This is a genomic window from Bacillus sp. BC05(2025) (assembly GCF_056725905.1).
On record NZ_JBWYRA010000020.1, the window covers coordinates 1 to 15446 of the forward strand.

Consider the following 15446-nt stretch of genomic DNA (forward strand, 5'->3'; position numbering starts at 1 on the left):
TATATAAAGAAAAGAACGAAACATGTTGTTTCGTATTTTTTTATTTGTTTTAACAAAAAACTAATAAAGACAGTCAAACTATCCTTAGGAAAACTCCTAAGGACTTTTTTATATATTCAAAACCTGTATAATAAAGAGCAGAGAACATTGTGAGTAAAGTAGGTGAAGTCTGTGAGTAAATATGAAATAACAACAAAATCATCTGAGGAAACACAAAGATTATCAGAAAAACTAGGTGAACTTGTCCAGGCGCAAGATGTAATTATTTTAGAAGGGGATCTAGGGGCTGGTAAGACAACTTTTACAAAAGGATTAGCAAAGGGTCTTGGGGTGAAAAGAGTTGTAAATAGTCCTACCTTTAATATTATTAAAGAATATAAAGGAAGATTACCGCTATATCATATGGACGTGTATCGCTTGGCAGAAAGTGAAGAGGACTTAGGATTTGATGAGTATTTCTACGGTGAAGGAATTACGGTAGTAGAATGGGCTCATTTAATAGAAGCATATTTACCAAATGAAAAGTTACAAATTAGTTTATTCCATGCTGGAGACGATACAAGGAAAATTGTACTCGAGCCAATTGGAGATCGCTATATTAGATTATGTGAGGAGCTATTACAAGATGAAAGTACTAGCAATTGATACTTCGAATTACGTAATGGGTGTATCCCTTATTGAAGAAGGAAACGTAATTGGAGAAATCATTACAAATTTAACAAAAAACCATTCTGTACGTCTTATGCCAGCTGTAGAACAACTGTTGAAAGAGTGCGGTGTAAAACCGAAAGAATTAACTAAAATTGTTGTAGCTGCGGGACCTGGATCATATACAGGTGTTCGTATAGGTGTGACAGCTGCCAAAACATTGGCTTGGTCACTTCAAATACCAATTGTAGGCGTATCAAGTTTAGAAGTAGTAGCTGCAAATGGAGCTAATTTTGATGGATTAATCTGTCCTTTATTTGATGGAAGACGTGGACAAATTTACACTGGCTTATATACATATGAAGGAGAGGATTTAACTTCTATAGAAGAAGACCGAATCATCCTTATTGTAGACTGGTTGCAAATGTTAAAAGATAAAGGAAAGCCTGTTTTATTTATTGGTAACGATGTGAAATTGCACAAAGAAACAATTATCGAACATTTAGGCGATCAAGCTGTATTTGCTCCTTTCACTAAAAATAACCCAAGACCAAGTGAGTTAGCGTTCTTAGGATTACAAAAGGAAGAACAAGATGTACATTCGTTTGTGCCTAGTTATCTTCGTTTAGCTGAAGCTGAAACAAAGTGGTTAGAAAGTCAAAACAAGTAGGAGTTTGCAGAGGATGGATATGATATTTAGAAAGATGGAACTCGATGATATCGCTCAAATTGTAGCTATTGAAGAAGCATCTTTTTCAACTCCTTGGACTGCAGATGCCTTTCACCGTGAGTTAACGATGAATGAACATGCACATTATGTTGTGCTAGAAAAAGATGGCCGTGTAATTGGGTATTGTGGATTGTGGATAATTATTGATGAATCACATATAACAAATATAGCTATTTTGCCAGAATATAGAGGTCAAAAGCTAGGAGATGCTTTATTGAAAGAAGTTATTTCCGAAGCGAAAACTCTAGGAGTAAAAACGATGACACTTGAAGTACGTGTATCAAATGAAGTAGCAAAACAGTTATACAGAAAATACGGATTTCAAAATGGTGGAATTCGTAAACGATACTATGCAGACAATCAGGAAGATGGTCTCGTAATGTGGGTGAATATATAATGGAAAAAAATACGATTATACTTGGTATTGAAACAAGTTGTGATGAAACCGCAGTAGCAGTTGTTAAAAATGGAACGGAAATTATTGCGAACGTCGTTGCATCACAAATTGAAAGTCATAAACGTTTTGGCGGAGTTGTACCAGAGATTGCATCTCGTCATCATGTAGAAGAAATTACAGTTGTGTTAGAAGAGGCCTTAAAAGAAGCAAATATCACATTTGATGATATTGATGCAATTGCTGTAACAGAAGGGCCTGGTTTAGTAGGAGCGCTTCTAATAGGAGTAAACGCAGCGAAAGCAGTGGCGTTTGCACATGATATCCCTCTAGTTGGTGTTCATCATATCGCTGGCCATATTTATGCGAACCGTTTAGTAAAAGAAGTTCAATTCCCACTGTTATCACTTGTTGTATCTGGTGGACATACAGAGCTTGTTTATATGAAAGAACATGGTTCATTTGAAGTAATTGGGGAAACGAGAGATGATGCAGCAGGAGAGGCATATGATAAAGTAGCTCGTACGTTATCTATGCCATATCCAGGTGGTCCTCATATCGATCGTCTTGCACATGAAGGAGAACCGACAATCGATTTACCTCGTGCATGGCTAGAACCGGACTCGTATGATTTCAGTTTCAGTGGATTGAAATCAGCAGTTATCAACACTGTGCATAACGCAAAACAACGTGGAATAGAAATTGCACCGGAAGATTTAGCAGCAAGTTTCCAAGAGAGTGTAATTGACGTACTAGTAACGAAAGCGTCTCGTGCAGCGGATGCTTATAACGTAAAGCAAGTGCTTCTTGCTGGTGGAGTGGCTGCGAATAAAGGACTTCGTGCGCGCTTAGAAACAGAATTTGCCCAAAAAGAAAATGTGGAGCTAATTATTCCTCCTCTATCTTTATGCACAGATAATGCAGCAATGATTGCAGCGGCAGGTACAATTGCATATGAACAAGGAAAACGAGCTACATTAGCTTTAAATGCAAATCCAGGATTAGATATTGAAGCATAGTTATACACAAAATTAACCACAGCTTGTGGATAAAACCCATATTATCTGTTGATAATATGGGTTTTATTGTGTATATAAAATGTGTATAACTTTTTTATTAATTGTGGATAATGTGGAAAAAGTTATTTGGATGTTTATTTTATAAAGGTGGATATGTGTATAAACTTGTGGATAAATCGGATGAAGTCTGACCTTTGAATGTATTCTTTTTCGGGAAATAAAAAACAAGAAGATATCTTTAAAAAACATTTTGAAATATGCTTTTATTATAGGGAACGCTAATATTGTCAAACCTTGTCGGTAAATCGGTGTGTTGTGTCGAATCTTTTATGCAATAGACGTTGAACTGGACTAGAAGATAAAAAGGATGCCCCATCGTCAATAATACCGATTGATGAGACATCCTTCTTATTACTACTTTTATAAATGCAATTCTTCCCATTCTGCCATACAAGCATCAAGTTGCTCTTGTAATGTTTGTTTTCTCGTTGTAATTTCACTAGCTTTTTCGTAATCTGCATATATTTCTGGTAAGCAAAGTTGATCTTCTAACGTAGCAATTTCTTCTTCAAATTGTATAATGTTTTGTTCTAGTTCCTCAATTTTTCGAGTGCGTTGACGCTCCAACTTTTTGCGCTCTTTTTCTTCGAGATAATTTAATTTTTCTTGTGCAACTGTCTTTTGAACGGGTGCTTCATCTTCTTGCTCTAATTCCGCACGTTCAATCATCTCATTTTTCTTTTCGACGTAGTAATCGTAATCCCCTAAATATTCTTGTGCACCTTCTGTTGATAGCTCAACAACAGTTGTCGTTACACGATTAATAAAGTAACGGTCATGTGAGACAAACAGAAGGGTACCTGGATAATCAATTAAGGCATTCTCCAAGATTTCTTTACTATTTAAATCAAGATGGTTTGTAGGCTCATCGAGAATTAATAAATTCGATTTTTGCATCATAAGTTTTGCAAGAGCTAACCGAGCCTTTTGTCCACCACTAAGAGAGGATACTGGTTTTAGTACATCGTCTCCTGTGAATAAGAAGTTGCCTAATATTGTGCGAATTTCTTTTTCAGGTTGTAATGGATATTCATCCCATAATTCATTTAAAACTCGCTTAGAAGATGTTAAGTTAGCTTGTTCTTGATCATAATACCCAACAGATACATTGGATCCGAAAGAAACATCACCACGTAATAGTGGTAACTTATTCACAATGGATTTTAATAATGTGGATTTTCCAATTCCGTTTGGGCCAACTAAAGCAACACTATCCCCGCGAGTTAAGCGCATTGTTACATGTTCAATAATCGGATCCTCATCATAGCCGATAGTCGCATCCGTTACTTGTAAAACATCATTTCCACTTTGTTTTTCGATATCGAAGTGGAAGGAAGCTGACTTAGAATCACCTAATGGTCTTGTTAATAATTCCATACGGTCTAATTGTTTACGACGGCTTTGAGCGCGTTTTGTCGTAGATGCACGAGCTATATTTTTTTGAACGAAGTCCTCAAGCTTAGCGATTTCATCTTGTTGTTTTTCATAACGCTTCATTTCTTGCTCGTATAGTGCTGATTTTAAATCTAAATATTTACTGTAGTTACCAACAAATCGTCTGCTTTCTTTATTCGAAATTTCATATACTTGTGTAACGAGTTTGTCTAAGAAATAACGGTCATGGGAAACGATTAGTATTGCGCCAGGATAGCCTTGTAAATATTGTTCAAGCCATGTTAATGTTTCGATGTCTAAATGGTTTGTAGGCTCGTCCAAAATAAGTAGGTCTGGTTTCGTTAATAATAACTTACCGAGAGCTAATCGTGTTTTTTGTCCACCGCTTAATGTAGAAATTGTCGTCTGGTGCGTTTCAACCGGGAAGCCAAGACCACTTAAAATCGAGCGGATATCTGCTTCGTACTGATAGCCACCTTGATCTTTATAATCTAATTGTAATTGGTCATAATCAGCTAATAATCTTTCATATGTAGCCTCATTTGAAAAGTTTACTTCTTGTCCCATCTCTTGCTCCAGCCTTCGAAGTTTTGTCTCCATTTGCTGTAAGTGTGTAAAGACGGTTAACATTTCATCCCAAATTGTTAAAGACGTTTCTAAACCGGTATTTTGAGCTAAGTATCCGATTGAGACATCTTTCGGTTTTATAATTTCGCCACCATCATGAGATAGCTCACCAGCTATTATTTTTAATAATGTAGATTTTCCGGCGCCATTTCGTCCGACTAATGCGATACGATCTTTCGTTTGAACTTCCAATTTTATGTTTGCAAGAATCGTTTCTGCACCGTATAATTTCGAAAGCGCGTTTACTTGTAATAAAATCAATGTTTTCACCTCAAATAATTTCTTAACTTTGCCATGTTTATATTTCTCAATCATACTAAAAATAGTGTATAGTTTAAAATACAGAGAGAATACTTCTTCTTTCTATTATACAAGGAATTTAATAAGTGCTAAACTTCTGTATTTGATTAAAGCATATGAATAAAGATAGGAAGAGAGGAGAGGTTATATGGAGCAGCAGAAAATTCCACAAGCCACTGCTAAGAGATTGCCTCTATACTATCGATTTATCCAAAACTTATCTCTATCTGGTAAGCAACGTGTTTCATCAGCCGAATTAAGTGAAGCGGTAAAGGTTGACTCCGCAACGATTCGAAGAGATTTCTCATACTTTGGAGCGTTAGGGAAAAAAGGATATGGATATAACGTAAATTATTTATTATCATTTTTCCGTGAAACACTCGACCAAGATGATATAACACGTGTAGCGCTTATTGGAGTAGGTAATTTAGGGACCGCTTTCTTACATTATAATTTCACGAAAAACAATAATACAAAAATTGAAATGGCGTTTGACGTTAGTGAAGAGAAAGTAGGAACAGAAATCGGGGGCATTCCTGTATATCACTTAGATGAATTAGAAGAAAGATTATCAAATGATATACAAGTGGCAATATTAACAGTACCGGCTACAGTAGCACAATCTGTAGCAGATAGATTAGCTGAAACGAGTGTGCATGGTATTTTAAACTTCACGCCAGCACGCTTAAATGTATCAGACAATATAAGAATTCATCATATTGATTTAGCAGTAGAGTTACAAACACTTGTTTACTTTTTAAAGAATTATCCACAATAAAACGCAGAGGAAGCGACCTCTGCGTTTTATTATTGTTTTTTCTTTGTGAATTTAACTAAGATAAGGCGAAGTGCCAAATTAAAATCAATTGTTGCCATAACTGCAAATAGTATTGTCCACATATTCCAGATTGTATCTGTTACGTTCCTAATGGCGAGGTGTGTAAAGATACATCCTAGAAGGAAGTACAATACAGCCATGAACAATGGTGAGTTTCTCATACTAAAAATCCTCCGATAAAGCCTTGCATTTTTTCAGCTTCTTTAATCATTTCTTGAATGTGTTCGCTACTCACTAACACTTGAGCAATTGCAACTAATGTATTCATTGCAACATGGGCCGCAATTGGAACGATAATACGCTTCGTCTTTACATATAAGAAGGCGAATACGAGCCCCATAGCAGTGTATACCAATAAATGAGTGAAATCAAAATGAATTGCTGCGAATACGAGAGAACTAATGATAGCAGCAATAAAGAAGTTAAACTTCTTATAAAGTGTACCAAATAAAATTTTTCTAAACACGATTTCTTCTAAAATAGGTCCGATTATAGATATAACAATTAGGAACCAAGGAGTAGTTCTTGCGATATCCATAAGCCTCGCTGTGTTTTCAGATCCAGGTTTAATACCTAATACATACATTTCAATCATACCAGCAATACTTTGTGAGAAAAATGCTAAGAAGAATCCGATAAAAATCCATCCAATTGTAGCTGGAACAGTAGACCGCGTTTTATCTAAATGTCTATCACGAATATCTGTTCTAAGTAACCAAAGCACGATACATAATGCAATAAAGAAGCTAATGATTGCCCAGTGGCCAGTTATGAGTTGGAATTTCTCCTCCCTAGTAAATCCTCTGTTATCATAAAGTCCAGTTTTCAGGAGAAGCGGTAATCCAGCTATGGATGATAACTGCATTAAAATGTATGTAACGATAACCCACCAATATTGTTTTTTCAAATGGTTTAACCATCCTTTCTAACTCTAGTGTATGAAATAAGGTAGGATAACATGTACATATGCTACCTACGATATAAACCTTACATAAATTATGTTTTTTTCGTAAATCCTTATTTGAAATTATAATAGAAGACAGGAGAAAGTTGTGTGTGTAGCGAAAACAACTTAGGGTGTCCTTTCATATTGTAACATACGAGTAGTGGAAACAACGATTCATATAGTAAAGGTAGAAGAAGAGAGAATCTATATAGAAAAGTGTATAACTTAATTTGCGAAAAAATTATGATTTTTTTACTTGCAAAAGAAATTGAGATTATTTATTATTATAAGTGTGTTAGCACTCGGGTGACCTGAGTGCTAATAAATAAAATTTACATAACAAAATGAGGAGGTTATTGTTCATGCTAAAGCCATTAGGTGATCGCGTTGTAATTGAGCTTGTTCAAGCGGAAGAAAAAACAGCAAGTGGTATTGTATTACCAGACACAGCAAAAGAAAAACCACAAGAGGGTAAAGTTATTGCAGTAGGTACTGGTCGAGTGCTTGAAAATGGTGAGCGTGTTGCTTTAGAGGTAGCAGCAGGTGATCTTATCATCTTCTCAAAATATGCAGGTACTGAAGTGAAATACGAAGGTACAGACTACTTGATTTTACGTGAAAGTGACATTTTAGCAGTTATCGGTTAATTATATAAATCTTAAAAAATCCAAGGGGGTCAATTATTATGGCAAAAGATATTAAATTTAGTGAAGAAGCACGTCGTTCGATGCTTCGCGGTGTCGACACTCTTGCAAATGCAGTAAAAGTAACACTTGGACCAAAAGGTCGTAACGTTGTTCTTGAGAAAAAATTCGGTTCACCACTTATTACAAATGACGGTGTAACAATTGCAAAAGAAATTGAATTAGAAGATGCATTCGAAAACATGGGTGCAAAATTAGTAGCAGAAGTTGCTAGCAAAACAAACGATGTAGCTGGTGACGGAACAACAACTGCAACTGTATTAGCACAAGCTATGATTCGTGAAGGTCTTAAAAACGTAACAGCTGGTGCGAACCCAATGGGTCTTCGTAAAGGTATCGAAAAAGCTGTTACTGCTGCAATTGAAGAATTAAAAACGATTTCTAAACCAATCGAAGGTAAATCTTCTATCGCACAAGTAGCTGCTATCTCTGCGGCTGACGAAGAAGTAGGTCAATTAATCGCTGAAGCAATGGAGCGCGTTGGTAACGACGGCGTTATTACTTTAGAAGAATCTAAAGGTTTCACAACAGAATTAGACGTAGTAGAAGGTATGCAATTTGATCGTGGATATGCATCCCCTTACATGATTACTGATTCTGACAAAATGGAAGCAGTTCTTGATAACCCATACATCTTAATCACTGACAAAAAGATTTCTAACATTCAAGAAATCTTGCCAGTATTAGAGCAAGTAGTACAACAAGGTAAACCGCTTCTTATCATTGCTGAAGATGTAGAAGGCGAAGCGTTAGCTACATTAGTAGTGAACAAACTTCGTGGTACATTCAATGTAGTAGCTGTTAAAGCTCCTGGATTTGGTGACCGTCGTAAAGCAATGTTAGAAGATATCGCAATCTTAACTGGTGGCGAAGTAATCACTGAAGAATTAGGTCGTGACTTAAAATCGGCTACAATTGAATCTTTAGGACGCGCTGGTAAAGTTGTTGTAACGAAAGAAAACACAACTGTAGTTGAAGGTGTAGGAAGCACAGAACAAATCGAAGCTCGCATTGGTCAAATTCGTGCGCAATTAGAAGAAACAACTTCTGAATTCGATCGTGAAAAATTACAAGAGCGTCTTGCAAAACTTGCAGGTGGCGTAGCAGTAATTAAAGTAGGTGCAGCAACTGAAACTGAGTTAAAAGAGCGCAAACTTCGCATTGAAGATGCACTTAACTCAACTCGTGCAGCAGTAGAAGAAGGTATCGTTGCAGGTGGTGGTACTTCACTTATGAACGTATACACAAAAGTAGCTTCTATCGTAGCTGAAGGCGACGAAGCAACAGGTATCAACATCGTACTTCGCGCATTAGAAGAGCCAGTTCGTCAAATCGCAATCAACGCTGGTTTAGAAGGATCTGTAGTTGTAGAGCGTCTAAAAGGCGAAAAAGTAGGCGTTGGTTTCAACGCAGCAACTGGCGAGTGGGTTAACATGCTTGAAACTGGTATCGTAGATCCAGCTAAAGTAACTCGCTCTGCACTTCAAAACGCAGCATCTGTTGCAGCTATGTTCTTAACAACTGAAGCTGTAGTAGCTGACAAACCAGAACCAAATGCACCAGCAATGCCTGACATGGGCGGCATGGGCATGGGCGGTATGGGCGGAATGATGTAATTCCGTTTGCTCGAAAAACATCCACTTCTATATAGAAGTGGATGTTTTTTTGTGTTTTTGAGAGGAAGAATTTAATTTCTGTAGAATTTTGTCGCTTTCTCTCTTGACCATATAGATACTTCATTGTTAGAATCTAGGAAGATAATATAAAACGATCCTTCATATATCCTCAAAGATAAGGTTTGAGAGTCTCTACCGGGTTACCGTAAACAACCTGACTATGAAGGCAGTGTGTCTTATATTTATAAAGAGCGGAAGACTATCTTTCTTTATAAAGCCAGACCCCTGCCTTTTCTTTGTTATGAGACTAGAGGCGGAGGACTGGCTTTTTTTATTATATTGGTAATGCTTTTCGCCAAATTGGTGAAAATATTTATATACGAGAACTAACGTTGGGGTGATTATTTTGAAGAAGCAACACGATACAATTATCGTTTTAGATTTTGGGAGTCAGTACAATCAGTTAATAGCACGTCGAATTCGTGAGTTCGGTGTATACAGTGAACTTCATCCACATACAATTACTGCGGAAGAAATTAAAGCAATGAATCCAAAAGGAATTATCTTCTCTGGTGGACCAAATAGCGTATACGGTGAAGGCGCATTACATTGTGATGAAAAAATCTTTGAACTAGGATTACCGATCTTCGGTATTTGTTACGGTATGCAGCTTATGACACAACACTTCGGTGGGAAAGTAGAACGTGCAAACCACCGTGAGTATGGAAAAGCTGTTCTTAAAGTAGAGAACGAATCAAAATTATATGCGAACCTTCCAGAAGAGCAAGTTGTATGGATGAGCCATGGCGACTTAGTAACTGGTTTACCTGAAGGATTCGTAGTAGATGCAACAAGTGAGTCTTGTCCAATTGCTGGTATGAGCAATGAAGACAAAAACTTATACGGTGTACAATTCCACCCAGAAGTACGTCACTCTGAGCACGGTAACGATTTAATTAAAAACTTCGTATTCGGCGTATGTGGTTGTTCTGAAGGATGGAACATGGAGAACTTTATCGAAGTAGAATTAGAGAAAATCCGTGAAACTGTTGGAGACAAAAAAGTACTATGCGCACTTAGCGGCGGTGTAGACTCTTCTGTTGTAGCAGTATTAATTCATAAAGCAATCGGCGACCAGTTAACATGTATTTTCGTTGACCACGGTTTACTTCGTAAAGGCGAAGCAGAAGGCGTTATGAAAACATTTAGCGAAGGTTTCCACATGAACGTTATTAAAGTGGATGCAAAAGACCGCTTCATGGACAAGTTAAAAGGCGTAGAAGATCCAGAACAAAAACGTAAAATCATCGGTAACGAATTCATTTACGTATTTGATGATGAAGCTTCTAAGCTAAAAGGAATGGACTTCCTAGCGCAAGGTACACTTTACACAGATATCGTTGAAAGTGGTACAGCAACTGCACAAACAATTAAATCTCACCATAACGTTGGTGGACTTCCAGAAGACATGCAGTTCAAATTAATTGAGCCTTTAAACACTTTATTTAAAGATGAAGTACGTGTATTAGGATCTGAACTAGGAATTCCTGATGAAATCGTATGGCGTCAACCATTCCCAGGACCGGGTCTTGGTATTCGTGTATTAGGTGAAATCACAGAAGAGAAATTAGAAATCGTCCGTGAATCTGATGCGATTTTACGTGAAGAAATTATTAAAGCGGGCTTAGACCGCGAAATCTGGCAATACTTCACTGCGCTTCCTGGTATGCGTAGCGTAGGTGTTATGGGTGACGAGCGTACTTACGATTACACAGTAGGTATCCGCGCAGTAACATCTATCGACGGTATGACAGCTGACTGGGCACGTATCCCTTGGGATGTATTAGAGAAAATCTCTGTACGTATCGTAAACGAAGTAAAACACGTTAACCGTATCGTGTATGATGTAACGAGTAAGCCACCAGCAACTATTGAGTGGGAATAGTATTGTAATAAAAGATCCATCTATTGCATATGCATAGATGGATCTTTTGTATTTTTGTTATTAACACGAACGAAAATATAAAATTTTTTAAAAATGTTCGTTTTTAAATTGACAAAACTATTTCGTCGAGTTAATATGAGTATGTAATTCAAACGAAAAGTGAATATTATGCCGTCGTATAATATCGGGGATATGGCCCGAAAGTTTCTACCTAGCTACCGTAAATGGCTTGACTACGAGGCGTTTTTATAAAGGTGAGGGGAATCTTATCTTTATTCATAGAACGCTTCCATGTATATGCAATGGAAGCCTTTTTTATTTTTAATAGATAAAAGAGGGCTAGGGAGATTACGGCGAGTAATCATATAACGGGGGAAACGTAAGATGAAGCGCTATTTTCAGTTTGATGAACTCGGCACGAATTATAAAACAGAGTTCATAGCAGGTTTAACGACATTTTTATCTATGGCTTACGTACTATTTGTCAATCCTGCTACGCTGTCACTTGGAAATGTTAAAGGGTTACCGGCAGGTACAGGAATGGATCCAGGTGCAGTATTCGTTGCTACAGCATTAGCAGCGGCGATTGGTTCGTTAATTATGGGGATTTTCGCGAAGTATCCGATTGCTTTGGCACCGGGTATGGGAATTAACGCATTCTTTGCTTATACAGCAGTGTTAACGATGGGTATTCCTTGGCAAACAGCAATTGCTGGAACGTTAATGTCAGGTATTATCTTTATTATTCTTACTGCTTCAGGTATTCGTGAAAAAATTATTAATGCAATTCCGTCAGAGTTAAAGTTTGCAGTAGCGGCAGGTATCGGATTGTTTATTGCTTTCCTTGGATTCCAAAATGCCGGAATTATCGTGAAAAATGATGCTGTTCTTGTTGGATTGGGGGATTTAACAAAGGGCACAACGTTACTAGCAATCTTCGGAGTTGTTACGACAATCATCTTCATGATTAAGAAAGTTAATGGTGCAGTATTCTACGGTATGATTCTTACAGCGATCTTAGGAGTGGCAACAGGATTGATCGATACGCCAAAAGCTGTAGTGGGAGCAATACCGAGTCTAGAACCAACGTTCGGTGTAGCGTTAACGCACTTCGGAGATATTTTCACTGTTCAAATGGTGATTGTTATTATTACGTTCTTCTTCATCGATTTCTTTGATACAGCAGGTACACTTGTAGCGGTTGCGAATCAAGCGGGATTAATGAAGAATAATAAATTACCACGTGCAGGAAAAGCGTTATTCGCAGATGCGATTGCAACTGTAATCGGTGCAATCTTAGGTACATCAACAACAACGTCTTACATTGAATCTTCTGCTGGGGTAGCAGCGGGTGGACGTTCTGGATTTACAGCAGTTGTAACAGCAGGGTTCTTCTTATTGGCACTATTCTTCTCGCCGTTATTAAGTGTTGTAACACCAGCTGTAACAGCACCAGCTTTAATTATTGTAGGAATCTTAATGGTTTCATCTTTAGGTGAAATTGATTGGAAGAAATTCGAGATTGCAGTACCAGCATTCTTTACAATCATTTCAATGCCACTTACGTATAGTATTGCGACAGGGATTGCAATCGGTTTTATCTTCTATCCAATTACAATGGTAGTAAGCGGTCGTCGTAAAGAGATTCATCCAATTATGTATGTTATGGGAGTTTTATTCGTACTATATTTCATCTACGTTCGTAAATAAAAGGGGTTTTTGAAAGGTCTAGACTTAAGGGGAGTCTAGACCTTTTTTGCGTCTTCAGAAAATCTTAAGGATTTCCGAGCGTTTTTCTTCAGAAGTTTTCCTATAATAGAAGTTAGGGATTAAAAAAGTGATGGGGGAGATATTGTGGCGCACGAAACAATACTTGTCGTAGATGATGAAAAAGAAATTAGGAATCTTATTACAATCTATTTAAAGAATGAAGGATATAAAGTACTGCAAGCAGGAGACGGAGAAGAAGGATTACGTTTACTAGAAGAAAATGAAGTACATCTAGTCGTATTAGATATTATGATGCCGAAAGTAGACGGCATTCATATGTGTATGAAAGTAAGGGAAGAAAAAGAAATGCCAATTATTATGCTTTCTGCGAAAACGCAAGATATGGATAAGATTTTAGGGTTAACAACGGGTGCAGATGATTATGTAACGAAACCATTTAATCCGTTAGAGTTAATCGCAAGAATTAAATCTCAGTTACGCCGTTATATGAAAATGAATGGTTTCGCTATACAAAATGAGGACGAGCTAGAAATTGGAGAGATGAAAATAAACATCTCGACCCATAAAGTTATTGTGGACGGAGAAGAAGTGAAACTGACCCCAAGGGAATTTTCAATTCTAGAATTATTAGCTCGTAATCCGGGTATGGTCTTTAGCGCGGAACAAATTTATGAAAAAGTTTGGAACGAAAGATCTTTCCAGTCGGATAATACGGTAATGGTGCATATTCGAAAAGTACGTGAAAAGATTGAAGAGAATCCAAGGAAGCCAATATATATAAAAACAGTATGGGGAGTGGGGTATAAGATTGAAAAAGATATTTAATCCATTTACTTACGTTAGGAAATTTCGAGAGTTAATCAGAAAGCTAGTAAAGAGTGTGAAACGGAGTGTGCGGATTCAACTTATTACTGCGTTCACTGCTTGTGCGTTATTAGGTCTTTTGTCAGCAAGGGCAGCAGCACCGTTTTTTGAAAATGCGAATCGAGAGGCGACGATCGATTATCGGACTGGTATGGAACAAATTAACCAAGAAGCGCAAAGTGTGGCAAATAGTTCAGTTCATGAAAATAAATTAGAAGCTATATCAAGTATGATTGAAATAGAGAATCAAAATTTAGAACGAGACTCTAGAGCTTTAAAAGTATTAGTTACTGACGAGAGCGGTAAAGTTTTATATAAAACGAAGCAGGCGCAAGAAGAGCAAATTGATTTGCATAATACAATTCGTAATGCATCATCGTTTGCGATTAATTATATGAATGGTAGAAAAGAATTTGAAAGCACGAGAAAAGAATTTATAGCCTTTGCGCCTATTACAATAGAAGATAAGAATTTATACATGTTTGTTAGTGGGATTCCAGAAGGTGAAGTAATATATGATACACAAGAAGGCCCATTCCCATTTTTAATTGGTGTACTCGTATTCATTTTCTCTTTCTTCTATATAACAAAGAGAAAGATGAAACAAATTGAAGCGATGGCACAAGGTGTAAAGGAAATAGAAAAAGGTAATTTAGCGTACCGTATTGAGAAGAAAGGTGAAGATGAGATTGCGTCTTTAACTGAGAATATTAATAATATGGCAGAAGAGCTTATGAATAATATAGAAAAGGAACGTAAATTAGAGAAGCAAAAGAACGAGCTTATTACGAATGTATCTCACGATTTACGTACACCATTGACTTCTATTATGGGTTACTTGCGATTACTTCGAGATTCTAAATATGAAAATAAAGAACAACATGATGAGTATACGAGAATTGCTTTTGCGAAGTCGGAGCAGTTAAAGAATTTAATAGAAGATTTATTTGAGTATACGAAGTTAACAAATGAACAAGTTATATTAGAAAAACAAGAAGTATGTATAAATGAGTTACTCGAGCAATTAATAGAAGAGTTAGTACCGCAGGCAGAAGAGCATGGACTTACGTTCGTTAAGAAGTTTCCTGAGGAACGTGCCTATGCAGCGGTTGATTCAGAAAAGATGGTCCGTGTATTTGATAATTTATTAATGAATGCAATTAAGTATAGTAAAGATGATGGAGAGATAAAAGTTTCTCTTCAAAGGCAGTGCCGGGATATACAAATTGTAATTGCGAATCATAGTGAAGAGTTCACGAGAGAAGAGTTAGGGAGTTTGTTTGAACGCTTCTATAAGAAAGATCAATCTAGAAGTAGGGTAACAGAAGGATCGGGACTTGGATTAGCGATTGCGAAAAGTATTGTTGAGTTGCAAGGTGGTAGTATTCGAGCGGAATATGAGGATGGTATTATTCAATTTATCGTCTCGTTACCAATTATAGAAAAATAATAAATGAATAGAATGATCTATGATAAAAAGGCTTATTTTAAAAAAATAAGCCTTTTTATATTTTTTTAGAAAAACATGTTGACGATTGTAGGTTAGAGGTGTAATATAGAACAAGTCGCCGATGACATTAACGTCGAAAGCGGCAAACGAAATAAAAAACTTAGTTGACATTAACTAAC

14 protein-coding genes and 2 riboswitches are annotated in these 15446 nt (G+C 36.9%); of the genes, 11 read left to right on the forward strand and 3 right to left on the reverse strand.

The genetic code is table 11. From position 1 onward, the window contains the following. Nucleotides 1-171 precede the first annotated feature (171 nt). Genes tsaE through tsaD form a run of 4 tightly spaced genes read left to right on the forward strand, consistent with a single transcriptional unit; the run spans nucleotide 172 to nucleotide 2791 of the window. The gene (tsaE, locus tag ACZ76X_RS28570) at nucleotides 172-645 is read left to right on the forward strand and encodes a tRNA (adenosine(37)-N6)-threonylcarbamoyltransferase complex ATPase subunit type 1 TsaE (protein ID WP_479852425.1); all 474 of its coding nucleotides are present in this window, start codon (nucleotides 172-174) and stop codon (nucleotides 643-645) included. Next, complete coding sequence (tsaB, locus tag ACZ76X_RS28575; RefSeq protein ID WP_001975528.1) at nucleotides 626-1318, forward strand: tRNA (adenosine(37)-N6)-threonylcarbamoyltransferase complex dimerization subunit type 1 TsaB; 693 nt, start codon at nucleotides 626-628, stop codon at nucleotides 1316-1318. The genes tsaE and tsaB overlap by 20 nt, the downstream gene beginning before the upstream one ends. Nucleotides 1319-1331: 13 nt before the next feature. Next, nucleotides 1332-1775, forward strand: a complete 444-nt coding sequence (gene rimI, locus ACZ76X_RS28580) for a ribosomal protein S18-alanine N-acetyltransferase (RefSeq protein ID WP_000367197.1) — start codon at nucleotides 1332-1334, stop codon at nucleotides 1773-1775. Then, a complete protein-coding gene (tsaD, locus tag ACZ76X_RS28585) occupies nucleotides 1775-2791 on the forward strand; it encodes a tRNA (adenosine(37)-N6)-threonylcarbamoyltransferase complex transferase subunit TsaD (RefSeq protein ID WP_098670460.1) in 1017 nt (338 codons plus the stop codon). Before rimI ends, tsaD begins: the two co-directional genes overlap by 1 nt. Before the next feature lie 420 nt (nucleotides 2792-3211). Here tsaD and ACZ76X_RS28590 read toward each other — a convergent pair whose 3' ends face one another. After that, the gene (locus tag ACZ76X_RS28590) at nucleotides 3212-5134 is read right to left on the reverse strand and encodes an ABC-F family ATP-binding cassette domain-containing protein (protein ID WP_479852426.1); all 1923 of its coding nucleotides are present in this window, start codon (nucleotides 5132-5134) and stop codon (nucleotides 3212-3214) included. A gap of 187 nt (nucleotides 5135-5321) precedes the next feature. Here ACZ76X_RS28590 and ACZ76X_RS28595 point away from each other — a divergent pair, with 187 nt between their 5' ends. Continuing rightward, on the forward strand, nucleotides 5322-5951 hold the full coding sequence (locus ACZ76X_RS28595) for a redox-sensing transcriptional repressor Rex (RefSeq protein ID WP_048528493.1): 630 nt from the start codon (nucleotides 5322-5324) through the stop codon (nucleotides 5949-5951). Nucleotides 5952-5980: 29 nt separating this feature from the next. Here the strand turns inward: ACZ76X_RS28595 and ACZ76X_RS28600 are convergent, their stop codons facing one another. Further along, entirely contained in the window at nucleotides 5981-6172 is a 192-nt protein-coding gene (locus tag ACZ76X_RS28600; protein ID WP_001246209.1) for a YdiK family protein, read from the reverse strand. Continuing rightward, the gene (locus ACZ76X_RS28605; protein WP_479852427.1) at nucleotides 6169-6918 is read right to left on the reverse strand and encodes a CPBP family intramembrane glutamic endopeptidase; all 750 of its coding nucleotides are present in this window, start codon (nucleotides 6916-6918) and stop codon (nucleotides 6169-6171) included. The genes ACZ76X_RS28600 and ACZ76X_RS28605 overlap by 4 nt, the downstream gene beginning before the upstream one ends. A gap of 401 nt (nucleotides 6919-7319) precedes the next feature. Between ACZ76X_RS28605 and groES the strand changes: the two genes are divergently transcribed. The 6 genes from groES (at nucleotide 7320) to ACZ76X_RS28635 (ending at nucleotide 15267) form a co-directional block, all read left to right on the forward strand. Next, nucleotides 7320-7604, forward strand: a complete 285-nt coding sequence (gene groES / locus ACZ76X_RS28610) for a co-chaperone GroES (protein WP_000917306.1) — start codon at nucleotides 7320-7322, stop codon at nucleotides 7602-7604. Nucleotides 7605-7642: 38 nt separating this feature from the next. Continuing rightward, complete coding sequence (groL, locus tag ACZ76X_RS28615; protein ID WP_479852428.1) at nucleotides 7643-9277, forward strand: chaperonin GroEL; 1635 nt, start codon at nucleotides 7643-7645, stop codon at nucleotides 9275-9277. Between the two features lie 139 nt (nucleotides 9278-9416). Then, a riboswitch (purine riboswitch) is annotated at nucleotides 9417-9518 on the forward strand. A 165-nt stretch (nucleotides 9519-9683) separates the two neighbouring features. Beyond that, entirely contained in the window at nucleotides 9684-11222 is a 1539-nt protein-coding gene (gene guaA, locus ACZ76X_RS28620; RefSeq protein WP_479852429.1) for a glutamine-hydrolyzing GMP synthase, read from the forward strand. 154 nt (nucleotides 11223-11376) lie between these two features. Beyond that, a riboswitch (purine riboswitch) is annotated at nucleotides 11377-11478 on the forward strand. A 128-nt stretch (nucleotides 11479-11606) separates the two neighbouring features. Beyond that, a complete protein-coding gene (locus ACZ76X_RS28625; RefSeq protein ID WP_000833097.1) occupies nucleotides 11607-12932 on the forward strand; it encodes an NCS2 family permease in 1326 nt (441 codons plus the stop codon). Between the two features lie 144 nt (nucleotides 12933-13076). Further along, nucleotides 13077-13778: a response regulator transcription factor gene (locus tag ACZ76X_RS28630; RefSeq protein ID WP_479852430.1), complete on the forward strand. Its 702-nt coding sequence runs from the start codon at nucleotides 13077-13079 to the stop codon at nucleotides 13776-13778. Further along, nucleotides 13762-15267, forward strand: coding sequence for a sensor histidine kinase (locus tag ACZ76X_RS28635; RefSeq protein ID WP_479852431.1), 1506 nt, complete (start codon nucleotides 13762-13764; stop codon nucleotides 15265-15267). The genes ACZ76X_RS28630 and ACZ76X_RS28635 overlap by 17 nt, the downstream gene beginning before the upstream one ends. Nucleotides 15268-15446 lie beyond the last annotated feature (179 nt).